The organism is Ruegeria sp. BE1, from assembly GCF_056538885.1.
Map to the genome: position 1 here is coordinate 71,939 of NZ_JBQFTY010000005.1, position 25,052 is coordinate 96,990.

Annotated in this window: 23 protein-coding genes; 12 read left to right on the forward strand and 11 right to left on the reverse strand. The window is 56.1% G+C overall.

Features of this window, described 5'->3' with window-relative positions; all coding sequences use genetic code 11:
- Nucleotides 1–17: 17 nt before the first annotated feature.
- The gene (locus tag ACR0J5_RS15300) at nucleotides 18–1,340 is read right to left on the reverse strand and encodes a GH1 family beta-glucosidase (protein ID WP_480654828.1); all 1,323 of its coding nucleotides are present in this window, start codon (nucleotides 1,338–1,340) and stop codon (nucleotides 18–20) included.
- A gap of 2 nt (nucleotides 1,341–1,342) precedes the next feature.
- On the reverse strand, nucleotides 1,343–2,374 hold the full coding sequence (locus tag ACR0J5_RS15305; RefSeq protein ID WP_480654830.1) for a LacI family DNA-binding transcriptional regulator: 1,032 nt from the start codon (nucleotides 2,372–2,374) through the stop codon (nucleotides 1,343–1,345).
- A 214-nt stretch (nucleotides 2,375–2,588) separates the two neighbouring features.
- On the opposite strand from ACR0J5_RS15305, the gene ACR0J5_RS15310 reads away from it, so the two are divergent.
- The 5 genes from ACR0J5_RS15310 (at nucleotide 2,589) to ACR0J5_RS15330 (ending at nucleotide 8,837) form a co-directional block, all read left to right on the forward strand.
- Nucleotides 2,589–3,857: an ABC transporter substrate-binding protein gene (locus ACR0J5_RS15310; RefSeq protein WP_480654832.1), complete on the forward strand. Its 1,269-nt coding sequence runs from the start codon at nucleotides 2,589–2,591 to the stop codon at nucleotides 3,855–3,857.
- A 66-nt stretch (nucleotides 3,858–3,923) separates the two neighbouring features.
- Nucleotides 3,924–4,931 carry a carbohydrate ABC transporter permease gene (locus tag ACR0J5_RS15315; protein WP_480654834.1) on the forward strand — a complete coding sequence of 336 codons (1,008 nt, stop codon included), beginning with the start codon at nucleotides 3,924–3,926 and terminating at the stop codon, nucleotides 4,929–4,931.
- Between the two features lie 3 nt (nucleotides 4,932–4,934).
- A complete protein-coding gene (locus ACR0J5_RS15320; protein ID WP_480654835.1) occupies nucleotides 4,935–6,083 on the forward strand; it encodes a carbohydrate ABC transporter permease in 1,149 nt (382 codons plus the stop codon).
- A gap of 9 nt (nucleotides 6,084–6,092) precedes the next feature.
- Nucleotides 6,093–7,748: an alpha-amylase family glycosyl hydrolase gene (locus tag ACR0J5_RS15325; protein WP_480654837.1), complete on the forward strand. Its 1,656-nt coding sequence runs from the start codon at nucleotides 6,093–6,095 to the stop codon at nucleotides 7,746–7,748.
- A gap of 3 nt (nucleotides 7,749–7,751) precedes the next feature.
- A complete protein-coding gene (locus tag ACR0J5_RS15330) occupies nucleotides 7,752–8,837 on the forward strand; it encodes an ABC transporter ATP-binding protein (protein ID WP_480654839.1) in 1,086 nt (361 codons plus the stop codon).
- Between the two features lie 282 nt (nucleotides 8,838–9,119).
- Here the strand turns inward: ACR0J5_RS15330 and ACR0J5_RS15335 are convergent, their stop codons facing one another.
- Nucleotides 9,120–9,536: a hypothetical protein gene (locus ACR0J5_RS15335; RefSeq protein WP_480654841.1), complete on the reverse strand. Its 417-nt coding sequence runs from the start codon at nucleotides 9,534–9,536 to the stop codon at nucleotides 9,120–9,122.
- Here ACR0J5_RS15335 and ACR0J5_RS15340 point away from each other — a divergent pair.
- From ACR0J5_RS15340 to ACR0J5_RS15350, 3 genes are all read left to right on the forward strand, one after another.
- Nucleotides 9,514–11,841, forward strand: a complete 2,328-nt coding sequence (locus ACR0J5_RS15340; RefSeq protein WP_480654842.1) for an autotransporter outer membrane beta-barrel domain-containing protein — start codon at nucleotides 9,514–9,516, stop codon at nucleotides 11,839–11,841. The two genes, ACR0J5_RS15335 and ACR0J5_RS15340, sit on opposite strands and share 23 nt — an antisense overlap.
- Nucleotides 11,842–12,183: 342 nt before the next feature.
- Nucleotides 12,184–12,471 carry a hypothetical protein gene (locus ACR0J5_RS15345; protein WP_480654844.1) on the forward strand — a complete coding sequence of 96 codons (288 nt, stop codon included), beginning with the start codon at nucleotides 12,184–12,186 and terminating at the stop codon, nucleotides 12,469–12,471.
- Nucleotides 12,472–12,859: 388 nt separating this feature from the next.
- The gene (locus ACR0J5_RS15350; protein ID WP_480654846.1) at nucleotides 12,860–13,201 is read left to right on the forward strand and encodes a hypothetical protein; all 342 of its coding nucleotides are present in this window, start codon (nucleotides 12,860–12,862) and stop codon (nucleotides 13,199–13,201) included.
- 91 nt (nucleotides 13,202–13,292) lie between these two features.
- Here the strand turns inward: ACR0J5_RS15350 and ACR0J5_RS15355 are convergent, their stop codons facing one another.
- From ACR0J5_RS15355 to ACR0J5_RS15375, 5 genes are all read right to left on the reverse strand, one after another.
- Nucleotides 13,293–14,168, reverse strand: coding sequence for a glycosyltransferase family 25 protein (locus ACR0J5_RS15355; protein WP_480654848.1), 876 nt, complete (start codon nucleotides 14,166–14,168; stop codon nucleotides 13,293–13,295).
- 86 nt (nucleotides 14,169–14,254) lie between these two features.
- A complete protein-coding gene (locus ACR0J5_RS15360) occupies nucleotides 14,255–15,730 on the reverse strand; it encodes a multicopper oxidase domain-containing protein (protein ID WP_480654850.1) in 1,476 nt (491 codons plus the stop codon).
- A 179-nt stretch (nucleotides 15,731–15,909) separates the two neighbouring features.
- Nucleotides 15,910–17,298 carry a sensor histidine kinase gene (locus ACR0J5_RS15365; protein WP_480654852.1) on the reverse strand — a complete coding sequence of 463 codons (1,389 nt, stop codon included), beginning with the start codon at nucleotides 17,296–17,298 and terminating at the stop codon, nucleotides 15,910–15,912.
- Nucleotide 17,299: 1 nt separating this feature from the next.
- A complete protein-coding gene (locus ACR0J5_RS15370) occupies nucleotides 17,300–17,971 on the reverse strand; it encodes a response regulator transcription factor (RefSeq protein ID WP_480654854.1) in 672 nt (223 codons plus the stop codon).
- 267 nt (nucleotides 17,972–18,238) lie between these two features.
- Entirely contained in the window at nucleotides 18,239–19,534 is a 1,296-nt protein-coding gene (locus ACR0J5_RS15375; protein ID WP_480654856.1) for a vWA domain-containing protein, read from the reverse strand.
- A gap of 80 nt (nucleotides 19,535–19,614) precedes the next feature.
- Here ACR0J5_RS15375 and ACR0J5_RS15380 point away from each other — a divergent pair, with 80 nt between their 5' ends.
- Nucleotides 19,615–20,358, forward strand: a complete 744-nt coding sequence (locus ACR0J5_RS15380; protein WP_480654858.1) for a DUF6502 family protein — start codon at nucleotides 19,615–19,617, stop codon at nucleotides 20,356–20,358.
- Complete coding sequence (locus tag ACR0J5_RS15385; protein ID WP_480654860.1) at nucleotides 20,355–20,546, forward strand: hypothetical protein; 192 nt, start codon at nucleotides 20,355–20,357, stop codon at nucleotides 20,544–20,546. Before ACR0J5_RS15380 ends, ACR0J5_RS15385 begins: the two co-directional genes overlap by 4 nt.
- Nucleotides 20,547–20,607: 61 nt before the next feature.
- On the opposite strand, the gene ACR0J5_RS15390 is transcribed toward ACR0J5_RS15385, so the two are convergent.
- Nucleotides 20,608–21,381 (reverse strand): helix-turn-helix domain-containing protein, encoded by a 774-nt coding sequence (locus ACR0J5_RS15390; protein ID WP_480654862.1) that lies wholly within the window; start codon nucleotides 21,379–21,381, stop codon nucleotides 20,608–20,610.
- A gap of 124 nt (nucleotides 21,382–21,505) precedes the next feature.
- Here ACR0J5_RS15390 and ACR0J5_RS15395 point away from each other — a divergent pair, with 124 nt between their 5' ends.
- Entirely contained in the window at nucleotides 21,506–21,922 is a 417-nt protein-coding gene (locus ACR0J5_RS15395; RefSeq protein ID WP_480654864.1) for a hypothetical protein, read from the forward strand.
- A gap of 168 nt (nucleotides 21,923–22,090) precedes the next feature.
- Here ACR0J5_RS15395 and ACR0J5_RS15400 read toward each other — a convergent pair whose 3' ends face one another.
- Both ACR0J5_RS15400 and ACR0J5_RS15405 read right to left on the reverse strand, forming a co-directional pair.
- A complete protein-coding gene (locus ACR0J5_RS15400; protein WP_480654866.1) occupies nucleotides 22,091–22,555 on the reverse strand; it encodes a GNAT family N-acetyltransferase in 465 nt (154 codons plus the stop codon).
- A 13-nt stretch (nucleotides 22,556–22,568) separates the two neighbouring features.
- Nucleotides 22,569–22,826 (reverse strand): YjhX family toxin, encoded by a 258-nt coding sequence (locus ACR0J5_RS15405; protein WP_480654868.1) that lies wholly within the window; start codon nucleotides 22,824–22,826, stop codon nucleotides 22,569–22,571.
- A 678-nt stretch (nucleotides 22,827–23,504) separates the two neighbouring features.
- Here ACR0J5_RS15405 and ACR0J5_RS15410 point away from each other — a divergent pair.
- Nucleotides 23,505–24,620 carry an RNA ligase gene (locus tag ACR0J5_RS15410; protein ID WP_480654870.1) on the forward strand — a complete coding sequence of 372 codons (1,116 nt, stop codon included), beginning with the start codon at nucleotides 23,505–23,507 and terminating at the stop codon, nucleotides 24,618–24,620.
- Nucleotides 24,621–25,052: the final 432 nt, after the last annotated feature.

Below are 25,052 nucleotides of genomic sequence, written 5' to 3' on the forward strand. Positions count from 1 at the left end.
CGTGCCTTCCATCCATGCTAAACTTCCGCAACAGTACCCGTCAGCATTTTCTGCATGGCGAAATATGACGCTTTCGGAGTTCGCTTCATGGAGCCGAAATCCACATCAACCAGGCCAAAGCGTTTTTCGTACCCCAAGGCCCATTCGTAATTGTCCAGCAAAGACCAGACAAAATAGCCCTTGACCGGGACCCCTTGATCAAGCGCGGCCTGAACGGCGAACAGGTGTTGATCAAGATAGAGGATGCGGTCTTCGTCCTGTTGGCGCTCGGGGCTGGCCATGCCGTTTTCGGTGACGTAGAGGGGCAAGCTGCCTGTGTATTCACGCGCCGCCCGGGTCAGGAAACGGGTCAGAGCGTCCGGGTCGATTTCCCATCCCATTTGGGTCTTTGGCAATGGGCCCGGAACTTCGACAAAACCCGGCCAGACAGAGTCTGAAGGCGCGATTAATTTACGGGTGTAGTAGTTCAGGCCGCACCAGTCGACCGGCGCGCCAATCGTGTCGAAATCATCTTGCCAACCGGTTGGCAGATGGGATTCCAGCCCGTCAAGGACGTTCTGCGGATAGGCTTTGTTGAACACGCCGCCCAAAAAGAACCGGTTGTAGATTCCGTCATACAGGGCGGCGGCTTGCTGCGCCTCGTCACTGTTATCGGCGGGTTCGGCCCATTCCAGATTGAATACACCCCCAAGATTGGACAATCCCAATCCGCGCATCGTCTCAATAGCCCGGCCATGGGCCAACAGAACGTGGTGCATTGCGCGCGCGGTAGCCCGAATGTCGCGCAGGCCGGGGGCGTGGTGCCCGTCGAAATGGCTCAGCCAGCTGACACACCATGGCTCGTTGATGGGGGCAACGCTGTGCATTCGATCCCCGATGCGGCCCATGATAACCTCGGTGAAATCGGCGAACCAACCGGCGATATCGCGGTTGCGCCATCCCCCCAGGTCGGCCAGAGGTGAGGGCAGCTCCCAATGATACAGGGTGGCGCAAGGGCGGATGCCGCGTTCCAATAGCGCGTCGGCCAGACGGTCATAATAATCCAGCCCGGCTTGATTGACCAGCCCGCGCCCTTCGGGCAACACGCGCGCCCAGCTTGTCGAGAAGCGATAGCAATCAAACCCTGCGTCACGCACAAGATCGAAGTCCTCTTCGAACCGGTTCAGGTGGTCGCAGGCAAGATCCCCGTTTTCTGCGCGCACGACATTGCCGGGCGTGGCCGCAAAAGTATCCCAATGCGTCGAGCCGGCCCCGCCCTGCGCGTGCCCTTCGATCTGATAGGCGGATGTGGCAACGCCGAACAGGAAATCGTCGGGAAAATCGCGGCGCGTGTGTCTCATCGTCAGCTCCTTTTCGGGGCAGGGCCTGTTGATCGTCCGACCACCAGTTCGGATTCCAGCAGCGTGGTTTTGACCGGGCCGTCAGGCGATTTGATCCGTGCAATCAGCATTTCGGCCGCCAGCTCTCCGGCGTGTCGGACAGATGACCGCGTGGCCGTGAAAATAGGGACGTCCTGCCCGTTTTTCAGATAGGACAGGTCATCGTCATGCGCGATCACCGAAACATCCCGACCGATCTGCAAGCCCGCCTCATCCAGGGCCCGCCGCACACCAATCGCCGAAATCATCGACGATGCCAGAATTGCCGTTGGCGGGTCGTCCAGCTGCAGCAAATCGCGGGTCTCGTGATGGCCGTAAACCTCGGTCATCTCGGCGCTGCGCATCAGGTGCGGATCAGGGGGCAGACCGGCCTGTTCCAGCGCCTGCAGGTATCCGGCGCGGCGGCGATGTGCAAAATCCATGTCTTCAAGCCCGTTGATCAGGGCAATGCGGCGATGGCCAAGGTCGATCAGGAACTGCGTCGCGCGCAGGAACGAGCCCGTATTGTTCACATCGATCCAGTCATATTCCACATCCACCCCGGTTGACCTCCCGTGCACGATGAACGGAACACCCATGCGGGTCAGCAGCTCAATCCGTTTCTCGTTGACTTTGGGGCCCTGCAAAACAACGCCATCCACAGCCCCGCGCTGAAACAGGTTGCGATAGGCCCCTTCGATCGACGTGTCATCGGCGGTTTTGAACATCATGTCATAACCATTCTCGGCATAGGACCGTGCAGCGCCCGCGACGAAATCGCCAAAGATCGGGTTGACCATCTCGTGCTGGGACGAGCTGGGAATGACATGCCCGATGACCATGGATTTGCCGGTTGCCAGCCCCTTTGCCCGACTGTTTGGTCGATAGCCGTGCTTGGTTGCAGCAGCCTGAACGCGCAGTCGGGTCTTTTCATTGACCTCGGGATAGCCGTTCAGCGCCCGGCTGACCGTGGTTTGAGAAAGACCCAGAATCTCAGAGAGCTGTTTCAGGTTCATAATGTTCAAAGCGCCTTCAAAAAAGTGCCTATTTCTTTTGTTTCGAATTTCCGTTTTCGTCAACATGTTTCGAGGTTTTTGCGGAAAATGCTCAGTTTTACAGGAGTCAATAAACGAATTGTTGACAGAATCTTGTGGACAGCAGATAAATTGCCAAATCCAAAGCGCTTTGAAAAAGACTCACAACGCGCGGAAATGACTGGGAGGAGATTTCATGAAACACGCGCTTTTGACCGGTGCGGCGGCGTTTGCTGTGATGGCGGGAACGGCACAGGCTGACAAAGTCACCGTCTTTGGGCCCTGGCTGGGACCAGACCAAGAAAACGTTGAGGCCGTGCTGGATGGCTTTGCTGCGGCCACAGGGCATGAATACGCTTATGTCGGCTCGGACAGTTTCGAACAGCAAATCAGAATTGATGCCGAGGCAGGGTCGGCGCCGAACGTGTCTGTATTCCCTCAGCCCGGCTTGGCAGCAGATATGGCCCAATCGGGTTTTCTGACGCCGTTGGGTGACGCCACCGCGGACTGGGTTCGCGACAATTACGCGGCCGGGCAGTCGTGGGTCGATTTGGGAACCTATCCCGGCCCTGACCGGCAGGACCATCTGTATGGATTTTTCTACAAGGTCGATGTGAAATCGCTGGTTTGGTACGTCCCCGAGAACTTCGAGGATGCTGGCTATGATGTTCCGACCACAATGGAGGAACTCAAGGCGCTGACCGATCAGATCGTTGCGGATGGAGAGACGCCGTGGTGCATCGGTCTGGGTTCTGGTGGCGCAACCGGTTGGCCCGCAACCGATTGGGTCGAAGACATGATGCTGCGCACGCAGTCACCCGAGGATTACGATGCCTGGGTGTCCAACGAAATGAAATTCAATGACCCGAAAGTGGTCGCAGCGATCGAGGAATTCGGCGCGTTTGCGCGCAATGACGACTATGTTGCGGGCGGTGCGGGCACGGTGGCGACCACCGATTTCCGCGACAGCCCCAAAGGCATGTTCAGCGCGCCTCCACAGTGCTACATGCACCGACAGGCATCGTTTATCCCGGCGTTTTTTCCGGAAGGCACTGTTGTGGGTGAGGATGTTGATTTCTTTTACTTCCCAGCCTATGAAAGCAAAGACCTCGGCAGCCCGGTTCTGGGGGCCGGTACGTTGTGGGCGATCACCAATGACAGCCCGGCGGCGCATGATCTGATCGCCTATCTGCAGACCCCCGAAGCGCATGAAACCTGGATGGCCCTGACCGGCTTTCTGACCCCGCATAAAGGTGTGGATACTTCGGTGTTCTCAGACCCGACACTCAAGAAAATGAACGATATTCTGCTGGGCGCGACCACTTTCCGGTTTGACGGCTCGGATCTGATGCCGGGCGGTGTCGGGGCCGGTACGTTCTGGACCGGAATGGTCGATTATACGGGCGGCAAGTCCGCTCAGGATGTCGCCGACGAGATCCAGTCCTCGTGGGACGCATTGGACTAAGCAACCGCATGATCGGGCGGCCCTGCGTTAAGGCCGCCCCCTCCTTCTTTCTCAACGGAGAGCGATATGCATCCGGCAATTCAGGGCCTGCTGACCATCGCCATAGGCGTGTCGGGCTGTGTGGGCTATTTCTTTCTGTCCAACCAGCTTTTGGACAAGGTCCTGTTCCCCGCACGCGGACCAAATGCAGGGCGCAATATCAACCGTGCCAATCTCATTCGCCCATGGCTTTTTCTGCTTCCGGCGTTGGTCGCGATTGGCCTGTATCTGGCCTATCCCGTTGTTGAGACGCTGCGCCTGTCCGTGACCGAACGCGTGGCCGGTGGTGGGTACACGTGGGTGGGCCTCGATAACTATGTCCAGATGGTATCAGAGCCGAAATTCTGGGAAGCGATGCGCAACAACGCGTTCTGGCTGATCGTTGTCCCGGCGATGTCTACGGCTTTCGGTTTGCTGGCTGCTCAACTGACCGACCGCATCCGCTGGGGCAACATCGCCAAGGCGCTGATCTTTATGCCGATGGCGATTTCCTTTGTCGGGGCCTCGGTGATCTGGAAACTGATCTATGACGCGCGCCCGGCCGAGCAGGACCAGATCGGTATTCTGAACGCGCTTTATCTGTTTTTTGGCGGGGTCGAGCCTCAGACCTGGCTGACCATCCCGTTCTGGAACAATTTCTTTCTGATGGCCATCCTGATCTGGATTCAGACAGGTTTCGCCATGGTCATCCTGTCCGCAGCCTTGCGCGGTATCCCCGAAGAAACCGTCGAAGCCGCGATTTTGGATGGGGCAAGCCCCTTCCAGATCTTCTTTAAGATCAAGGTGCCGCAAATCTGGAACACAATTCTGGTTGTCTGGACAACGATCACTATCCTGGTCCTGAAAGTCTTCGACATTGTCTTTGCGATGACCAATGGCCAGTGGGAGACGCAGGTTCTGGCCAATTACATGTACGACAAGATGTTTCGCGCCAATGACTGGGGCGTGGGGTCGGCATCGGCGATGGTGATCATGTTGCTGGTAACGCCCATCCTGGTCTGGAACGTCCGCAACGCACGCAGGGAAATGGAATAGAGCATGAGCGATATTGCAGGAACCAAACCCGCCCTCAGATGGATCGTTCAGGCATCGGTCATTTTCCTTGTGGTGCTGTGGGTGATACCCACATTCGGGTTGTTGATTTCATCCTTTCGCACGGCGGACCAGATCGCGACCAGTGGCTGGTGGAAGTCTCTTTTCCCGTCCGAACAAAACTTGACCCTGCGCACGTCAGCCCCGGATACGCAGGTTCTGGAAAACGGGCTTTACGTAATCGAGGGCAACCTGTTCGACGCAGAGCAAAAGGCCGTGATCTCAAAATGGGGTGTCAGTTCGCGGGCCGTGGACGCGTTTGAGCCCGGTCAGACCGCAGAGCTACGCCGTGGCGGGACGATCACTGTCGATGCCGATGGCAATTACCGGGCAGAAAACACAGAGGAATTCACCGGCAGCCGTGGCCCCCGTGTCTTTGTCAGCGCCGAACTTCCGCCCGAGTTCACGCTGGACAATTACCACAAGGTTCTTCTGGCCGAGGACAGCACCGACAGTATGGGGCGGGCGTTTTTCAACACTCTGACCGTGACAATTCCGGCAACGATCATTCCCATTCTCGTGGCGGCCTTTGCAGCCTATGCGCTGGCCTGGATGGAGTTTCCGGGCCGGGCGTTGCTGATTGCCGCAATTGTGGGTCTGTTGGTTGTGCCGTTGCAACTTGCCCTTATTCCCCTGCTGAAACTCCACCTCAATATCGGGATCGGAAAAGGGTATCTGGGGGTTTGGCTGGCGCATACCGGCTTTGGGTTGCCTTTGGCAATTTACCTGCTGCGCAGCTACATGGCCGGGCTGCCGCGCGATCTGATCGAAAACGCGCGGGTCGACGGAGCGACCGAGTTCCAGATCTTTACCAAGCTGATCCTGCCGCTCAGCTTCCCGGCGCTGGCGTCATTTGCAATTCTTCAGTTCCTCTGGACCTGGAATGATCTTCTGGTGGCCAAGGTTTTCCTGATCGACGCATCAGGCCAAACCACTGTCATGACCAACCGGATTGTGGAACTGCTGGGAACACGGGGCGGCAATTGGGAAATCCTGGCGACCGCGGCCTTTGTGTCGATCATCGTTCCCCTGATCGTTTTCTTCGCAATGCAAAAATACCTGGTCCGCGGCCTGCTGGCCGGGTCTGTAAAATAGAGGCGTCTGATGAACGTGCAGAACACCGTAGAAGTTTCGAACTCAAATCAGGCAACATCCGAGTGGTGGCGCGGTGGGGTGATCTATCAGATTTATCCGCGCAGCTTTCAGGACAGCAATGGCGACGGGATCGGTGACCTCAAAGGGATCACCCAACGCCTGGGTTACATTGCTGATCTGGGGGTTGATGCGATCTGGATTTCGCCCTTCTTCAAATCTCCGATGAAGGATTTTGGATATGATGTCAGCGACTACCGCGATGTCGATCCGATGTTCGGGACGTTGGAAGACTTCCGCACTTTGCTGGACCAGGCCCACGCCAAGGGGCTGAAAGTGATGATCGACCTCGTGCTGTCTCACACCTCTGACCAGCACCCGTGGTTTGCTGAAAGCCGCTCTGACAGGGACAATTCGAAATCTGACTGGTTCGTCTGGGCCGATCCGAAACCGGACGGCACGCCGCCCAATAACTGGCTGTCTATCTTCGGCGGTTCTGCATGGCAGTGGGAGCCCCGGCGCCTGCAATACTACCTGCACAATTTCCTGACCTCGCAGCCGGACCTGAACTTTCACAGCCCCGCAGTGCAGGACGCCCTTCTGGATGTGGCCCGGTATTGGCTGGACATGGGGGTGGATGGTTTTCGTCTGGACACCATCAATTTCTATTTCCACGACGCACAACTGCGGGACAACCCGGCCCTTCCGATCGAAGAGCGCAACGCATCCATCGCGCCTGCGGTGAACCCCTATAACCACCAGGACCACCTTTTTTCCAAAAGCCAGCCCGAGAATATCGCCTTTCTCGAACGCCTGAGGGCATTGACGGATGAATATGAAGGCCGGGCCTGTCTGGGTGAGGTTGGCGATGCGCAGCGCGGGCTTGAGATCATGGGCGAATACACCTCGGGCGATACACGGATGCACATGTGTTATGCTTTTGAATTTCTTGAAAAACGCGTTTTGACAGCCCCCTACGCCAAGCAGGTTTTTGACCAGCTCGAAGAAAAGGCGGGCGATGCCTGGCCGTGCTGGGCGTTCTCGAACCATGATGTGCAACGCCACGCCTCGCGTTGGGCGCTGGATCATGCAGCGGTGCGCCAATATGCGGTTCTGATGATGTGCCTGCGGGGGTCTGCCTGCCTGTATCAGGGAGAAGAGCTGGGCCTGCACGAGGCAGATGTGCCCTTCGAAAAGCTTCAGGACCCTTACGGGATTGAGTTCTGGCCAGAATTCAAGGGCCGCGACGGGTGCCGCACACCGATGGTCTGGGCGACGCAGGATGAGCATTCCGGCTTTAGCACCCATGAACCTTGGCTGCCTGTCAGCACGGCCCAAATGGACAAGGCTGTGGATCGGTTGGCAGCGGATGACCAATCGGTGTTGAACCACTATCGCCGCGCGATTGCGCTGCGTCACGCGCATCCTGCACTGACCTCGGGGTCGCAATCGGAGATGGCCCAGATCGGCCCCGTTCTGACATTCCAGCGCGAGGGTGCTTCTGAGACGGTATTTTGCGCCTTCAACCTCGGGACAGAGGCGCAACAGGTCGGTCTGCCCAAAGGCAACTGGCGGGTCATTGGGCAGGATCTTGGCGGTGTCGATGGCGCGGGCAGCGCTGTGCTGCAGCCGGCGCAATTCTGTCTGATGGCTATGGACAAGGGGTAAACCATGTCGGAACTCAAACTCACGGATGTGGCGAAATCCTATGGCCCGGTCGATGTGCTCAAACATATCGATCTGGACATCGAAAAGGGTGAACTGATCGTGTTTGTCGGCCCGTCGGGCTGTGGGAAGTCCACCTTGCTGCGCATGATTGCCGGGCTGGAAAAGATCACCGGCGGCACGTTAGAGATCGAAGGTCAGGTCATGAACGATGTGCCACCCGCCCAGCGGGGGATCGCGATGGTGTTTCAGTCCTATGCACTCTATCCGCATTTGACCGTGCGCGAGAACATGGCCTTTGCCCTCAAGATCGCCAAGATGCCCGCCGCCGAGATCGACACAGCAGTCGAACGGGCCGCGCAAACTCTTCAACTGGATCCGCTTTTGGATCGCCTGCCCAAGGCCCTGTCCGGCGGTCAGCGCCAGCGCGTGGCCATCGGGCGCGCCATCGTGCGCGATCCCAAGGTCTATCTGTTTGACGAACCTCTCTCGAACCTCGATGCCGCGCTGCGCGTCGCAACCCGCATCGAAATTGCGCGCCTTAAAGAGGCAATGCCCGACAGCACGATGATCTACGTGACGCATGATCAGGTCGAGGCAATGACATTGGCCAGCCGGATCGTCGTTCTGGCCAACAAGGGCATCGCGCAGGTTGGCACGCCCCTGGAACTTTATGAGACGCCGGATAACGAGTTCGTGGCCCAGTTTATCGGTTCGCCCTCAATGAACCTGCTTCCCGGCGAAATATCCAAGACCGGCGCGCGGACCGAAGTTACACTTGATGCAGGTGGGACGGCCATTTCAACCATACCGACCAAGCCGGAACATTTGGGTTTGCAGGTCAATATCGGCGTGCGTCCCGAAGACTTTGTCGCCGACGAAACCTCGGGGTTTTTGGATGGCACTGTCGACTATGTCGAAGCCCTGGGTGAAGTGACGCTGGTATATTTTGCCGACCGGCCAGGGTCTGAAAACACAATCGCCAAATTCCCGGGCGTTGAGCGAAACCTGCGGGGTGCAACAATCAAATTGAATGCCGATCCCGGTAAAGTGCATCTGTTCCACAATGGCGTGTCGATGAGAAAACGCTGAGCGAGGCTTAAGGTCGCGCCGCAAATTCTTGGGCTCTGGTTTTTCAGATCAGATGGGGCGGGGCTTTCCATGACTGCGCTCTGAGCTACGCTTGACACGGGATCAAGCCGATTGTGTTCCGTCCTATGGACGACATCGCTGATGATCTACGATTAGGTCAGACTTGGTATAGTAGGGAATCGAAACGTGACCCATCTCTCTGTTTCATGCGTCCGCGAAACACTTTTCAAAGAACGTAGTATTTCACCAATCCTATTTGGGTTCTCTGTACAAATTTCAGGCTCAATATTTTGACCGATGTCTTAGTTTAATCGCGACGATCGGGACAAAAACAAACGGGATCAACAATAGCGTGGCTGAAACCAGCAAGAATGCAAACGTCAGACTGAGTGTGTCAGATGCCAGTCCGATCGCAACTGGCCCGATCAAATAGGCGGAATAGGCAATGGCACTTGCCCTGGTCACGGCAAAAACGCGGTGAGATGCAGCCACGGCTTGACCCAAGAGCGTCAGGCTGAGGGGTGAAATCAATGCCAGAGCAAGAGATGCGACAGCGAACCCAAGAAAGGCCTGCCATTGAGTAGTGGCGATCGCTGCCATCGCCAAGCTAATGGCGGCGATCATCGCTGATGTCGCAAGCAAAAGGACGGGCGCTATCCTTTGAGAAACCCAATTGGTGCGGTCTACCGATGCCGACATCAATATCTCTGGCGACAATTCTGTAGGCATCTGGGCTCAATCTGTTGGCGGTGGTGGCGGCACGGCAGGCAGCATCGCGCTGTCCTTCTATGTTACGGGTTCGAATGGTGCTGAAGGCGACAGCGGTGATGTTAACGTGACGCTGGACGGTGCAAATGTCATTACAACCGGTGACTATTCGTTTGGAGTATTCGCGCAATCAAGCAGCGGGTCTTACGAAACATCCGACGTAAGTGACCTTGACGACTATTTCACCTATGACGGTGACGCTTCTTACGAATCCGGTGATGTCAAAATCAATCTCACCAACGGATCAAGCATTGACGTGTCCGGAGAGAACAGTCGGGCGATCCTGGCCGCGTCCACTGGATATGACCGCGCTGGCGCAGTCTCCATCAATATTGGAGAAGGCGGCTCGATTTCCGGCAGCGACGGCAATGCTCATGTGATTTCGATCTATGACGGCAACAGCAACGTGATAAAAAACTACGGCACGATCGCGGACGAAGATTTCACTGACACAAGCCGCGAATACGATGTTTACGTTGTCTATACGGATGTCTCCAGCGACGATTACGACAGTTCGGGCACGGACGGTCAGGGCGCGATCACCATTTCCAACTATGGGACGGTCTCGGGGTCGATCAAGCTGTATGAAAACGCCACGAGCAGCGTGTTCTCGAATGAGGTCGATGGGGTATTCAATATGGGATCCATTGTCGATTTGGGCGACGGTGGTGGCCTGCTGAGCAATTCGGGCACTTTGTCACCGGGTGGGTCAGATCAGGTATTCACATCGACGATTTCGGGCGGAACTCTTGCACAAAGTGACACCGGCGCTCTTCTGATAGATCTGGAGATGAACACATCGTCAGACGACGAAAGCGCAGATTTGATCATTGCCAGCAAGGTGACATCTCTGGACGGGGTCTTGGATGTGAACGCCACCGGGACGAACAGTGTTTCCGATGGGGACAGCGGGTCCGTCTACGTTTTTGTCTCTGATGACCTAAGTGCTGAGGAACTGACCGTATCGGATACTGTACTTGTCGACGATGAGGTCGCGCTTATTACTGGTGAAGACCTCACTATCGACGGTACGACCTATTCGGACACAAACGCCGTTGAATTGAGCTATTCAATCAACGCAGCACCGTCCGGTGTTAATGAAAACACAACCAACACTGTTAACTACTTCGGGAATGGCAATAAGGACGAAACAGGGTCAGGCAATTCAACTGATGCTGGCACAGGAGGCTCGGCCGGCGGATCAGACGTACAGAGTGCGGTCGCGACGGTCTTCAATGATCTGTTGAACGCAGAAAGTGTGGAAGAACTCGAAACGATTTCTGCGGCTCATGTTATCGACGAAACGGGTGCAGCACTGTTCGCAGCACGCCAGGCCAGCCACACTGTGCACAATAACCTACGCTCATGCCCGTCCCTGAACCGTGAAAACCCCGGTGAGCTCCTTCGCGAAAAGGACTGCGGCTGGGTAGGTTTTATTGGAAGTATAAGCACCCATGAAAACGCAGGTGGAGGAGCCACCGTCGACGAAAACACCTATGGGTTCGCCGCCGGTGGACAGCGTATCACAGACACAGGTTTGATCCTGGGCGGACTGCTGCAAGGCGAAGACGTTATGCTTTCTGGGTCCGGTTTTGATCAAGATGGCCACAGGTTCATTGCGGCAGCAGTTCTCAAGTATGAAAATGGTCCGCTAACTTTTTCCCTTTCAACAGCTTACGGCCATCAGAACCTTGACCAGAAACGTCAATACTCAGTTGGTGGGATGGGTTACGAAGCCAATTCAGATGTGACGAGCCATAGCTTTTCGGCTGATGCGCGCGTAACTTACCTTAAGCAGTTCACAACGAATTACCTGCGTTGGGGAATGGGGTTGGGGCTTTATCACACTCGCCAAGATGGTTTTAACGAGGCTGGGGATGGTCCACTGAATTGGGCCATTCAAAGCTCTGACGAGACGGATGTTGTGCTGCACCCAACCATGGAGTTCGGCCATCTGTTTGGAGAAAGCGGGGATTTGGGACGAGTTTACGCCTCGGTCGGGCTATCGGCGCATCTGACGGATCCCAGCAATCAGGTTACCGGCAGTTTGATTGGCTTGAATGGTGATGACCAGATTGCGCATGTATTCAACTATGATCGCTACGCTGCGGAAATTCGCGTCGGTTTGGACTATCAAATTCAGGACAACGTGCGGTTTACAATCCGAGGCGGAGGCGCGTTCTCAGAAAACTCCCGTTCGGGCGATTTATCGGCTACTGCACGTTGGATGTTTTGAGCATGAATCTTGGTCGTAAAAGCGGCCTGGTTATCACAGGCCTGCGGTTCAATGCGATTGGCAGGATTCCAAACCCTTTTTCCGTTGGTATCCAGCTCCCCGCAACCATCATCCAAGAGCACGGTCAGGCCGTCCCTGAGTTTATCTAAGTAACTCAGGGCCGCGCCGCTAGGAGATTTGGCGGTGACGCGAGAGCGCGTTTCCCAGGTGATGGAAAAGCAGGACATCCAATTTTTCGCCCATCGCGATCACGATATCCACCAGCGCCGCCCGCAATCAATAGCTGGTATATTCGAATATCCCTTTGCTTCGCCGCATCTTCACAAACACTGAAAAGCGACCTTGGTAAAGTCACTTGGTGGCGGGGCCGAGGCCGCCGAAAACGTCAGTACTCAACCTCATATCGAATGCGACGACTACAATTTCCTCGTCGGATTGCTGGAAGGCCCGGATCATATCGTCGGCGGGATGCCGGACACGTTTGCAGAACTGGCCTGCGCAAATAAGGTCAAGCCGGTGTTGATGAGCCAAAACCTGACATGGAACATCTGCGCCGCGCGCAAGTCGCAGAACGCATCGGCTGCAGTTGAATTGTGTTGGAATGAGCTTGTAAAACACCGGGCTCAGTGACGTGAGGCGCGTCAAAGTGTTCACCCGTTAAATTTTGGGTCTCATCATCGCTGCGAAAACTGACGTGAAAAGTGCACGTCAGCACGATTTCGTGTACGCCCGCTCTGAAAGCTCCGGAAAACAAAGGGAAATTTAGGCATTACCAGTTAGCAACCAGAAAAACGAAATAAAAACAAAGCCATAAGACGATACCGGCTGACAAATTGCAGGCATCCTGCAAGAGCTGTGCCATCCGCCTACGGTCGGGATTCCGATGCTTAAACTTCTGTTTTCATTCACTTTCTCTCAAACATGTCATCCTGTGTTACCAGGGCTTCTATTCCATCGTCGGCACAGATTCATACTCTCTCTTCCCGGGTGGGACCAACTTTTGCTTTGCGGAGAGAAAATGAAACACGTAACCCTCAAGACACTTCTGGTCATATCCTCCTTTTTTCCGATGACGGCATCCGCCTCAGGCCCCACGGTTCAGACTGAGGACTTTTTCGTGAACTGCATTTCTGACAAGGGCGGAGAGCCGATCACACTGGCGCGTTCAGGGGGATCGGACAAGGGTTACATCTTTACAAATCGAACAGAAGGCGAAGCGACCATTCACTCGGGGCAGGGGTCTATGACGTTCCTGCTGGTTGAAGAGCTCAAGGTGCTGACCTTCATCGTCAACTATGCAGATTACAGGTACAGCATGTTTGCGCAGGGCGCCCATGACAGCGGGCAGTGCAACCTGTAGTCGATCATTGACCCGAAGGTCGCCGCAGGGCCAGCAAATGCCTGTTTGCTTCGGTCCCTGGGCTTTGAGTCAATCGGTGATGTTACCCATGTCAAGAAGAGGACGTCCCAATCGCTGGGCGCAATGCGTCTGGTGTGGGCGATGGGGTTTTCGGGCGCTGTTGCGCCACAAGTGTCGCCTGTTCGGGCAAGACGTAATCCGCACGGCACATGCGAAGGGACCTGCGCTCTCCGAACACCAAGCCCGGCACGACCAAGGGTATTTCGCCGACTGAAAGCGCCAGCCGTTTGAGTTTGGCATTCAGCCATGACTTGTTGCGAAAGACCTTGTTCGTTTGGTATTGCCCGTCCCTTTGCCCAAAGCTTGCATTCGGATCAAATACGTTAAGTTGTACAGCCTGGCAGGGCTCAATCTGCAGTTGGAGCATCCAGGGCCGCGTCCAAAGAAAAGCTTCCATCATGCGATAGCCGTTTGCTTCATTCAGCAGTCTCTGCGCCGCCTTTGGTCCAAGAACATAGGCTGCTGCACCGTGTTTGTTTTTGTAGATGCGATGCGCCGCCACCCGCAGACCTGCGTTGCGCCAGACCGGAGTTCGGCCGAGTTTGTGTTCATGATTTGCAAATTCCAGATCATAGACACAGTCCCAGCCATCCCGGCGCTTTTCAATATAGCCAAGAACCTCCTTGAAATGGCACGAGAGCAATACGTCGTCTTCCAGAACACACATCCGCTCAGACTGCTCTGCTATGATCTCCCAGGCGCGCCAGTGCGAGAATGTGCAGGCAATATCCTGTGCACGGATCGCCCGGGTCCATTCGTTCGCAGCGTTCTGCAGGATACGTGTGGGCAAATCGTCAACGGAAACGGCGTTGATGAATTCGGGCTCCAAACCCAGTCGCTCGGCCTGCATCCGTTGAAATGCCCGCCGTGAAGCTTTGTTTGGCGTATTTATCACGAGTATCCGCATATCGGGGTTTCCGTGTTGAACCTTGCGCGGCCTGCGAAAGGCGCATGGGGCGAAAGACTGTTTGAAGCCGGGGTGGATTCGATGTGTTAGCCGACAGTGAACTGGCCCATCATTCCGCAATCCTCATGTTCCAGAATGTGACAGTGGTACATGTACGGCGCGTTATCCGGTGCGGAGTGGTCAAAACGGACCAGCACCTCGGACCACCCGTTTTCAACATGCACCATGTCTTTCCAGCCCTGCGCATAAGCAGGGGGTTCTGCACCATTTTGCGTCAGAATGCGGAAGGAACATCCATGGATGTGAAAGGGATGAAGCTGATCATCCGAGGCGATCCGCCAGATTTCGGTGTCACCCTTGCGCACGCGCTCATCAATGCGCGCCATGTTCATAGGTTGGCCATTGATCGCCATGGCACCATCGCCGCACAAGTTGCCCCAGAGGGCGGCAAGGGTCGCCAGTTCTTCGCTGCCGCCCATGTTCAGTTGAAAGTGTCTTGTGACCGAGGCTGCGGTCGGATCAGGCGGGGACAGGTTGGCCAGCTTATCAGGCAAAGACCCCGTGAAACCCGCCGTGGAGCTGCAGTTGATAATCAGGGCGGCTAAACTATTGCCAGCCCCCCCGAAAACCGAGCCCAAAAACCCCAAGACCCCTTCGTCGTCACCAAAATCCACCATCAGCGTATTGCTGTCCGACGCCTCCATGTCGATCAGGATTTCATAGCGTTCGCCGGGCGAAATCAGGATACTCTCGGTTTGGACAGCCGAGGCCAAAAAGCCGCCATCCGATGCGATCACGGTCAGAGGCCCGGATTGCAGCGACAAGGTCAGGAACCGTGCATTGCAGGCGTTCAGAATGCGAAGACGCACCAAGCCCTGTGGCACCGTCTGCGCCACTGGCGCGATGGCACCGTTCACCACGAGGGTGTCGCCGATGAAACCTTCTTCTAACACCTCGCCGGTCAGGATGTAGTCCATCTGGCCCGAGGCGTTGAACATCTTGTCCTGCAGGATCAGAGTAAAGTCGTCCACGCCGTAGGTATGAGGAAGATCGGCGGACAGGCTGGCGTCATCCTCAATCAGTAAAATACCGGCAAGACCCGAATAGGTCTGCCGGGCCGTTTTGCCGTGTGTGTGCGAATGGAACCAGTTCATCGAGGCGGACTGTGTAACCGGCACATCTGGTGACCAGGTTTGCCCCGGTTCGATTTCCTGATGCGGGCCGCCATCCACTTGTCCGGGGATGTGCAACCCGTGCCAATGCAGGGTCGTGACCTCGCCGATCCCGTTCGTGACGTCAAACGGCAGGGTCTGCCCCTGTTTGGCCCGCACCACCGGCCCGAGGTAGGATTGGTTGATGCCAAAGGTGGTGCTGCCCGTGCCAGTCCCAAAGTCATGCGCGGCGGTCTGCAGATTCAATTTGACCCGGTCGTCGATGCCCCCGGTCACATCGGTGATCGGGATCACCGGCAAGGCGCGCGCCGCAGCTTGCGCCCGGGCTGGACCCGGAAAGGAAAGCAAAGCGGCGGAACCTGCCGCTGCCAGGAAATCACGTCTGTTCACCTGTTTCTCCGTCTTGAGCCAAGAGGCCGTTCTGATCCCTGCAAGCGCATGGAGGATCGAGGTAAGCCTGCCTTCGCCACAGGTGATACAAACAGCATCGCGGCTGCCCGCGGGATGTCCGGAACATTACCGTTTGGTAATATTGGGGCGGACAACGATAGGAGTCGGGGGAGGGCGCGCTAACCCGCTTTGACCCTGCGAAATACCACGTCGATTGTCAGGCCCGGTGCATTGTCACTGAGCGAAATATCGGCGTCGTGCAGGGTTGCGATGGCCTTTACCGTTGCCAGACCCAGACCGTGACCCGCGCTGCTGCGGCTTTTATCGCCGCGGAAAAAGCGTCGGAAAACGCGTTCGTGATCCTCGACGATAATACCAGGGCCATCATCCGAGACAGTGAGCCACGCCTGCCCATCACGCACGTTGGCGGTGATGTCGATCGTTGTGCCCGCCGGGCAATGGTGCAGGGCGTTTTCAATCAGGTTTGACGCCAGTTGCAGCAACAAGGCCCGGTCCCCAAGCACCAGTGCAGCCGACGGTGATCGCGTCAGGCGCAGTGTCTGGTTCTGGATCTCGGCCGCAGGCTCAAAGGCTTCGAAAATCGTCTCGGCAACTGTATCAAGATCGACCTTTTCAAACCTGGCCCGCTGATCCCCGGCTTGGACCTGTGCGATCCTAAGCAAGGCGTTGAACGTGGCGATGATGTCTTCGACCTCGGCCAGAGCGGCCGCGGCCTCGAACGGGTCGGGTTGTGACGGGCCCTGCAACCGCTCCAGCCGCTGACGCAACCGCTGCAATGGCGTGCGCAGGTCATGGGCGATGTCATTGGAGATCTGCTGTTGCGTTTCCAGCAAGGTTTCCAGCTGGCCAAGTGTTGCATTGACGCTTTCTGAAACTCGGCTGAGATCGTCGCTGGCACCGCCCGAGATTGGAATGCGTGCTTGCAGGTTACCTGTTGAAACGCGGTCCAATGTGTTCGAGATATCGACAATGCGCTTTTCGGTACTTTTGCCGACCCACACACCGGCCGGCAAACCGGCGGCAATCGCCAGCACGGACCCGATGGCCAGTGCTAGCCCCAACGCCTCGACCACCTCAGTACCCACATGGTCGCCGGTGCCCTGAATGAACTCGAACGGGCCAATGTGAGTTTGGGTGAGCCAATAACCGTTGACTTCGTCTTCGTGCACACCGACGATTTCGATGTCATTAACAGGGATGAACTGCACGTCCTCACCTGTTACCGCAGCCAGGTCCATCTCCAATATATTTCCTGAAACAGGTCGAGCGTTCCCGTCAAGCAGCAGGAATATCCGTGAATTCTCAAAGTTCACCGTTTGCAGCGCCTTGACGTGCTCGGTCAAGCGGTCCGCCCCGTGAGCGGCATAGACACCCTTTAGGGTCTCGGCATCGGCGCGCATCTGATCAAAAGTGCGATCCCTTATCTCATAGATCGACAGGCGGTAGGCCCCGAAAAACATCAAGGCCACCAACACCGAATACAGCAGCGCAAACTGCAGGGACAGTTTTGTAGACGTGCTGCGCAGACCGGACCACGGTATTTTCATATCAGGCGTGTAGGCTATAGCCAAAGCCGCGAACCGTGTGGATCAGGTCTTTGGCAAAGGGTTTGTCGATCTTCTGGCGCAGGCGGCTGATGTGGGTCTCGACCACGTTGGTCTTGGGATCAAAGTGGAAGTCCCAGACGGCCTCAAGCAACATCGTGCGTGTCACAACCCGGCCCTCGTTGCGCATAAGGTGCACCAGCAGCCGATATTCACGCGGTTGTATCGGAATATCCTGCCCCGCGCGCGTGACAGTATGCGCGATCAGGTTCACCTCAAGATCGGCGACCTTCAGCATTGTTGGCTCGGATTGCATCGGGGGTCGCCGAGTGAGGGCCATCAGCCGCGCCGACAGTTCCGAGAATGCGAAAGGTTTGACCAAATAGTCGTCTGCCCCGGCCTCAAGACCATCAATCCTGTCGTGCAGCCCGTTCATGGCGCTGAGAAATATTATCGGCGTTTTGACATCCGCGCTGCGAATGGATTTGACCAGAGCCAGACCGTCCAGTTTGGGAATCATACGTTCCACGATCATGACGTCGAAGTCGCTGTCGAGCGCTTGCAAGAACGCCTGTTTGCCGTCGGATGCAACCTCATATGTGTGCCCCAACGCGTTCAGGCTGGAACTGATGTATTCTGCCGTCTCAGTATCATCTTCCACAATGAGTACGCGCATCGTCCTGGCCCACAGATTGGTTTTCGTCACTCTATTGGATTCTCGCTGCGGCCCGCCAGCACATTACCAAATTGTATAGTTGTGCCCATGATCCGAGGATTTGGGGGATCATAGGCATTCTGGGCGAATACGTTGCCCGGATGTTCGATGACGTGAAAGGCAGGCCAGGTTTCATCATTGCCGAAGATCTCGCCTCCAATCTGGATAAATCGCGCATGCCCACCGGTTCGGCGCGACGTATGTGGCCGAACAGCGGCTTTCGCCCGTCTAGTTCAGGCAGACGCCGTTCCTGTAGGTTCCGACCTGGCGGACCACATCCTGACTTGATGCCTCAACGCGATAGCCTTTGAGTTCGCTTTGAATCACACGGACCATCAGATCGTTGAGAGGCGTCACGCGGTAACATGTCGTTGCCGGCTCGTTATGCGCATATCCGACGCCACTGTCATCGGTCAGGAATATGTATCGCCCGTTGGACACCAGCGCGCCCTGCCGCATAAGGTATTCAAGATGTGGTCCCTGGCTGCTGGCTTCGACGCTGAAAATCTGGACGCCTTTCTGCGCCGCGTCCCGCGCTGCGTTCAAATAGGTTCGGGTCTGGCTGGAATGGGGTGGTTCATCGCCGATCTGGAACAAGAGGCGCTCACCGCGCCCGCGGCGCCAGTTTAGGGCGACAGCGGTTTCCAAAGCGTCTGCAACCGCTTCGGGATAGCCGCTTCCGCCGCTTGTAGGCAGCTCACCGCTGAGCCAATTTCGGAACTGCTTTTGGTTTCTGGTAAAGCCATAGCTCTTGACCACATAGCGATCCCCCTTCGATTTATAGACCACGAGGCCAAGCCGGACATCGATACCCTTTGCGCTGTTTTTGGCCTGCCGCAGAATGGAGCTCAGATCCTTGAGCAGCCACTCCATTTCATCACCCATGCTACCAGTGGTATCGATTACAAAAGTCAAATCCAGAAATTCGGGCCGCCACTTTTGGGTTCCGGGCAGCTTTACCGTTTGGCGCGTTCCATTGCTTTTCAAGACATGTGTTGTCGGAGCCTCCGATCCATCCGTGAACGCCCGTATTTCAACTTCGCGCATCCGTCCGGCGTCCAACGCTGCGGGGAATACGGTTATGGCCCCGTCCACACCGGAAAGCCCATCATAAAAAGGCTGGGCCGCGCCAGGTTTCCTCAGCGTGAAACGAACGCCGGGGGCGGGCTCGTTATCTTCTCCTACAAACGTTGCCAGAACGGGTGTGGACAAATCCGCGCGCGGCAGCCCCAGCGCTTTGGACGCTTTTGACTGCAGGGGGACAAACGCGGCCAGGTTCAAAGAGTCATCTATGTCGCCTGCCGTCAGCACACCTTGACGCGGCGTTGACCTGACGGGCTGCGATGCCGGTAGGGGTTCTGACACCGCTACCGATTCCTCAATTACTACAGGGGCTTCTACAACGGGCTCTTCCAGATTTCCGGTGGCGGAAATCCCTGTGCAGCCAGAAAGACCCAAGCCCATCAAGGCGGCACCAAAGGCGATACCCGCAGATTTTGATGCTTTGGATTCGAGGGGTTTCATCGGCGACTCTCCTTAAAATGTGTAATTTACACATTTCATGGCGACTTGCTGGCGTCAAGAAAAATGTGCATATAGCACATATGGCCGATCTACTGGATACGCTCTTCGCCCCTTTCGCCCGCCTCATGGTTGCACGTGGTGTCCTGTTTCCTGAGCTGATGGAGCGATTAAAGACGCATTACGTAGCCGCTGCGATCAAGCGGTCCGAAGGGAAAGCGACAGACAGCCGCATTTCGGTACTGACCGGTCTGCAAAGGCGCGACATTGCCCGCCTGAAATCCGAGCCACCGGTGCAAGCGCGCTCCAACCATTTGGCTACATTGATTCAGCGATGGCGCACCGATCCGAACTATCAGGCCCGCGATATTCCCAAAAGCGGTGCGGACCCTTCGTTTGAGGCCCTCGCACGTGACATTCGAAAGGATGTTCACCCAAGGACGATGCTGGATACGTTGCTCAATGCAGGGACGGTTGAAGCTCTGGACAATGACATGCTGCGCTTGCGCCAGACGTCGTATCAGCCTCTTGCCGGGTCCGAGGATCAGCTGGCCTATCTGACGCGCAATCTGGGGGATCATATGTCTGCTGCGACCGAAAACGTTATGGGCGCAACGCCCCGCTATTTTGAACGCGCCGTTCATTTTGGTGGCCTGACCAAGGAACAAGTGCAGACGCTGGAAGACGCACATAAACGCGCGCAGATGGCGGTTTTTGAATCGCTCGCGGATAAAGCTGCTGATATGAAAGCAAAAAACAAGACCGATGCAGACCACAGGTTCCGGGCCGGGGCCTATTTCTATCGTCAGAGGGACAACACCGAATGAAAACTGCCAGATACTGCCTTTTCCTGTTCATCCTGACAGCCTGTACAGGAACTGAAAATCTGGAGGAACCTGTCGTCGAGGCGCCTGTCGTTATCGAAGAGGCCATAGACAACAGCGACCTGGACTGCCCCTCCATTGACCCCGGTGCAGATGATGGGATAGGCGGCACAGGTTGCAGTGTCGAGTAACTGCTGTGGTGCCACCCGTTCCTCTTATCAAAAAAGGTACAGCGGTGCCCAAGTGGTTTGACTAACTTCGGTCGGAGGTTCCCAGAGGGGCAATCGACCTGAGGAAAGCCGCGCTTGGTTCGTCGGACGGAAAGAACAGCTCGATCTTCAGGTCGTCAAGCGTCACATCCGTGGCCGTGCTGAATTGCGCGATGGTGCCAAACATCGAAACCCGCTGTTGTCCAAAGCGATAGACGGCAGGAACCGTTGGCCCGACGGCCCGGTCATTGTGGTTTTTCGCGTAAGGCGCAAGCGCTTGTGCGGCGGCGTCCAACTCAGCCAACCCTCCGGCATTCGCGCTTTCCGCGCGCAGCCGCAGCATCGTATGATGTGCAACTTGGGGCCAGTTTTCCACAAGCTCGGCCATAATCGGATTTGTAACCAGCGACAGCAGGCTTTGCCCAGTCTCGATCCCAAGAGGCGCAAAAAGCAGCTCGGCGGGTCTATTCAGCCTGACGACCTTCCAGACCCGATCCAACACCATCCCCGGGTAGGGTTCATGTTGCGTCAGAGTCCAGTCCACAGCCTTGCGGATTGGCACCATCGCATCGTCGTCGAGCGGGGTTGTGGCAAAGCGGGCGGCAAAACCCTCCGCACGCATCATCTGGTTTCTGGTATCCACAGGAATATCCATGACCTCTGACAGATGCATGATCATATCTGGGCTGGGATGGGACCGGCCGGTTTCAAGAAACGAGATATGGCGCGCACTCACACCGGCTTCGTTTGCCAGATCAAGCTGGCTCATTCGTCGGCGTTTCCGCCATTCTTTCAACAAACCAGGATACGTCGTCATGGACCGAGTTTAACAACGCGGCGAACAGAAATCACTTACCTCTGAGGTAATTGATTTCGACCGTGTAACCGCCGCATGAAGGGCATCTTTAAAGGAGGATGTCATGACCCGACAACAATCCGCCATGCGCCTGTCCGGCGCCGTTCTGGTCGTTACCGGAGTTCTGTTTGCACTGACTGCATTACCGGCCCTGCATGTCGTGGCGCATATATTTCTGACCGTTGCGTATTGGCCGATCCACGCAGTTGCGCCTGACATATCGGTTCCCTCGCCTTTGTTGCTGGCGATCGTCGGTGGGTTGACCGCCGGTTTAGGCGCGATGCAATGGGCTTTGGGGACCTATGTGGTGCCTTTTTCCTCTGTCGCAGCAGCCAAAGTGGCAAAGATTGCCGGGTGGGTTTGGTTTTACACAGACAGCGCAGGTTCTGTTTTGGTGGGGGCACCGTTTAACGTTGTACTCAACCTGTCATTCCTGCTTTTGATTCTGCTGTCCAGTCGACCTCAAAGCGACAGTGACCGATCGCACGTCCATAATAGTTGATGCAACATGCCCTTCCGCAACGACGACCCAACGAAGTCACGTTTTCCCAGGATGAGATGCCGTGTTGCATCCGATGTCCGGAGAGAGCGCAAGGCACCGCATGCTTCAGCGTGCGTGAACTGCGGTTTCGTGTTCCCCCCGCCATATAGATGGCGAGGGGCGTGAGTTTCAAAGGGCTTTGCGGAAAGTCACCTTGTCGTCGCCGTCAGCCCAGAAATCACGGATGCGTGCTTCTTCTTCATACCCATTCTGTACATAGAATTGGCGGGTTAGTCTGAAATCATCCGTGCCAGATGTATCCACAATCAAGATACGTTGCCCCTGGTCTCTAAGGTGCCGCTCGGCCGCTCGTAGCAGAGCAGCGCCAAGCCGCTTGCCTTGCAAATCTGTACGAACGGCAAGAGCACGCATGTTCCAGGTGCCGTCGGCCAGATCTTCGGAAACAGTGTAGCAAAGTCCCACGGCCTCACCATCGCTATGACACGTCAGCCAAAGAGCGTCGGTTTCACCCGCCAACGAAGGGGCAAGCATGTCCGGAAGCATTTCGCTGGGGAAAAGCTTTGTCCCATCCAACACAACCTGAAGCGCTGCAATATCCTTGGCGGCAGTGGCTTTAATGATTGGGTTTGTCATTGTCTGTAGGTCCTTAACGGTTGTCGTATTGAGAGTTCACAGAGCGAATGCCGAGCCGCGTTGCGCGGTAGGGTCGTCCGTTTTCGGATTTGATAAAGCGTCGTTTCTTCAGACGCTCAAAAAGCTTCAACGGGCAATCAGCCAACACGTGGCCGTCGCGTGTGAAACAGGAGACTTTGCGCACTTTGCCGTTCGCCATGCGTTCAAAGTGGATGGCTCCACCCTGCGCAAGAACGTGCAAAACGCGTTGCTCGTGCTTTGAGATATTCAACGGTTTGTCTCTTGAGTTTATGCCAGCCTAAAAGGCTTCCGGCCAATCGCTCGGAAGTCTTTTGGTTCAGATGGTCCAAACAGGTGGACCTTAGCGGCGGGCCGCAATCGTAGACATAAAATCTCCATCGCTCTGTTTTGTGCAGAGCATGAACGGCAGTTACTGCGATGTCTGACGGTTGACAAGCGGACATTGGAAAAATCGAAGCCGAAGACTGCCTTAGCACGCCAACGTGTGATTTCAGCCAGCCTTTGGCTTTCTGATCGCAGCGAATGGCAGGTGTCGGCGGGACGCGTCACAGCGGGGGCTGGCAAACCTTGAAGACAGGTAATCGCCGCTTGTTAAGTGCGGAGTGACACCCCATACGCTGGTCAACTTTCTTGGGATTTCCGTGGGTTCGGAGACATGTTGAGCGGCAAATCAATCGCGACCACTAGCTACAGTAATCCTTGACCCAGCCGCACTGCGCAGGCTAAACGCCGGATCAGGAGAAACCAAGATGACTATTGTAGTGTCATATCTACCAAAGCAGCTGTGCGCGGATGATCGCGACGCAGTGCTTTTTGGCGGCTTCTCTTCGACAGGTGGACTAAGATCCGAGTGACCTAACCCCACCCTTATTGTCCGAACCAGGCCGTCTCGTCCCGAGGCGGCTTTTTCTTTTTCTGGAGCCTAAAAATGGACCATATCATCGAAACGCTGGAGGACGTCCTCCCGCATATTGTGCCCGACACCGGGATCTTTCATTTCGACCACGATGGATACTCGGTGATCAACTACCTCTACACGCTGGACAACACGTTCGACAGCGCGTTGGCGCGGGAATGCCGGGGGTTGAAATTTGACCCCGACGGCAGGCTGATCGCGCGGCCGTTCCACAAGTTCTTCAACCTGGGTGAAAAGCGCCCGGTGCAGGAAGAGCCGTGGGATGCGTCTCATGCGGTTTTGGATAAACTGGACGGATCGATGATTCACCCCGCGATTGTCGGGGGTGAGATGGTGTTTATGACCCGGATGGGCATTTCTGCCCAGTCCCGGGCAGCTTGGGCTGTTGCAGGACCCGAGGTCAAAGCACTTTGCACCGACATGATCGCGGCAGGGTTCACGCCCGTCTTCGAGTTCACCTCGCCCGAGAACCGGGTGGTGCTGGCCTATAACGTTCCGCAGCTGACTTTGCTTGCGATCCGGCACATGCGGTCTGGGGCCTACATGCCGCACGCAGAGTTGGAGGCCGTGGCCACCCGGCACGGTGTTCCGATCGTCGCACAGTTCGACAGCGTCGAGGACGTTCATCGGTTCTGGACGGATGCTCGGGCATTGGAGGGTGTCGAAGGTTACGTCATCGCGTTTGAGGACGGCCACAGGCTGAAGATCAAAGCGGATGCCTATGTCCTGCGGCATAAGGCACTGGCTGGGCTGGCGCATGAAAAGAACCTGTTGGCTTGGGTTGCAAAAGGCGCGCTGGACGATGTTCTGCCGTTACTGGCACCCGAGGCTGCTGCGCAGGTTCAATCCTACCATGACGAGGTCATGAGGGCGGTCGATGTGCAGGCTGGCGAGATTGACGCCTTCGTGTCTGAACACAGGGAGTTGGCCCGGAAAGAGTTCGCGTTGAAGGCCAAGGCAGAGCTTGATCCGCGGTTGCAATCTGTCGCCTTCCGGGCACTGGACGGGACGCCGCCTAGTAAGAGCCTGTTGGGTATCCTCGAACGAGCTGCGGGCTCGGAGAACAAAGTTGAGGCGATCCGGCCTCTGTTCGGGATGCAATGGCAACCGATCGACACACCGGAATAAGATAGGAGGGGGCGTCAAACCACGCCCTCTCCACGGTATCGAGCCCAGACAGATTAGCGCGTCGCAATTTTACAAATGCGGGCCTCCGCCTGTTTACGTTCGAGAATGGAGAAAGACCTTTCTCTGGAGAGCTTTGTCCATCTGGCAGATTTAGAGCAAATCCACCTCGGTGGAACTAGGCGTCGGGAGTGTCACCCTGGCTTGAAGACGTTAATCAAGATTGCCAACAGGCTGCATGTAGGGTGGACTCAACTCATTTAGTCCAACTAGTGGTTCACCGAGCCAGCATACCAGCCAACCCCAAAAGGACTGCCATTATTTACCATAACTTAGCTTATATGTTTTTTATTGAAACCGCAAAGCTAATGGTGTCACCCGTACGCAATTCAGCAAAGTAACTCTGCCCTAACGGGAACATGAAGGTAAGCAGAC

Excerpts from the sequence above, each read along its gene's own strand:
- ACR0J5_RS15300 (WP_480654828.1), bottom strand. The coding sequence starts at position 1,340 with ATGAGACACACGCGCCGCGATTTTCCCGACGATTTCCTGTTCGGCGTT.
- ACR0J5_RS15375 (WP_480654856.1), bottom strand. The coding sequence starts at position 19,534 with ATGAAACCCCTCGAATCCAAAGCATCAAAATCTGCGGGTATCGCCTTT.
- ACR0J5_RS15350 (WP_480654846.1), top strand. The coding sequence starts at position 12,860 with ATGAAACACGTAACCCTCAAGACACTTCTGGTCATATCCTCCTTTTTT.
- ACR0J5_RS15305 (WP_480654830.1), bottom strand. The coding sequence starts at position 2,374 with ATGAACCTGAAACAGCTCTCTGAGATTCTGGGTCTTTCTCAAACCACG.
- ACR0J5_RS15395 (WP_480654864.1), top strand. The coding sequence starts at position 21,506 with ATGCGCCTGTCCGGCGCCGTTCTGGTCGTTACCGGAGTTCTGTTTGCA.
- ACR0J5_RS15335 (WP_480654841.1), bottom strand. The coding sequence starts at position 9,536 with ATGTCGGCATCGGTAGACCGCACCAATTGGGTTTCTCAAAGGATAGCG.
- ACR0J5_RS15400 (WP_480654866.1), bottom strand. The coding sequence starts at position 22,555 with ATGACAAACCCAATCATTAAAGCCACTGCCGCCAAGGATATTGCAGCG.
- ACR0J5_RS15380 (WP_480654858.1), top strand. The coding sequence starts at position 19,615 with ATGGCCGATCTACTGGATACGCTCTTCGCCCCTTTCGCCCGCCTCATG.
- ACR0J5_RS15370 (WP_480654854.1), bottom strand. The coding sequence starts at position 17,971 with ATGCGCGTACTCATTGTGGAAGATGATACTGAGACGGCAGAATACATC.
- ACR0J5_RS15365 (WP_480654852.1), bottom strand. The coding sequence starts at position 17,298 with ATGAAAATACCGTGGTCCGGTCTGCGCAGCACGTCTACAAAACTGTCC.
- ACR0J5_RS15325 (WP_480654837.1), top strand. The coding sequence starts at position 6,093 with ATGAACGTGCAGAACACCGTAGAAGTTTCGAACTCAAATCAGGCAACA.
- ACR0J5_RS15385 (WP_480654860.1), top strand. The coding sequence starts at position 20,355 with ATGAAAACTGCCAGATACTGCCTTTTCCTGTTCATCCTGACAGCCTGT.
- ACR0J5_RS15390 (WP_480654862.1), bottom strand. The coding sequence starts at position 21,381 with ATGACGACGTATCCTGGTTTGTTGAAAGAATGGCGGAAACGCCGACGA.
- ACR0J5_RS15320 (WP_480654835.1), top strand. The coding sequence starts at position 4,935 with ATGAGCGATATTGCAGGAACCAAACCCGCCCTCAGATGGATCGTTCAG.
- ACR0J5_RS15410 (WP_480654870.1), top strand. The coding sequence starts at position 23,505 with ATGGACCATATCATCGAAACGCTGGAGGACGTCCTCCCGCATATTGTG.
- ACR0J5_RS15355 (WP_480654848.1), bottom strand. The coding sequence starts at position 14,168 with ATGCGGATACTCGTGATAAATACGCCAAACAAAGCTTCACGGCGGGCA.
- ACR0J5_RS15330 (WP_480654839.1), top strand. The coding sequence starts at position 7,752 with ATGTCGGAACTCAAACTCACGGATGTGGCGAAATCCTATGGCCCGGTC.
- ACR0J5_RS15310 (WP_480654832.1), top strand. The coding sequence starts at position 2,589 with ATGAAACACGCGCTTTTGACCGGTGCGGCGGCGTTTGCTGTGATGGCG.
- ACR0J5_RS15315 (WP_480654834.1), top strand. The coding sequence starts at position 3,924 with ATGCATCCGGCAATTCAGGGCCTGCTGACCATCGCCATAGGCGTGTCG.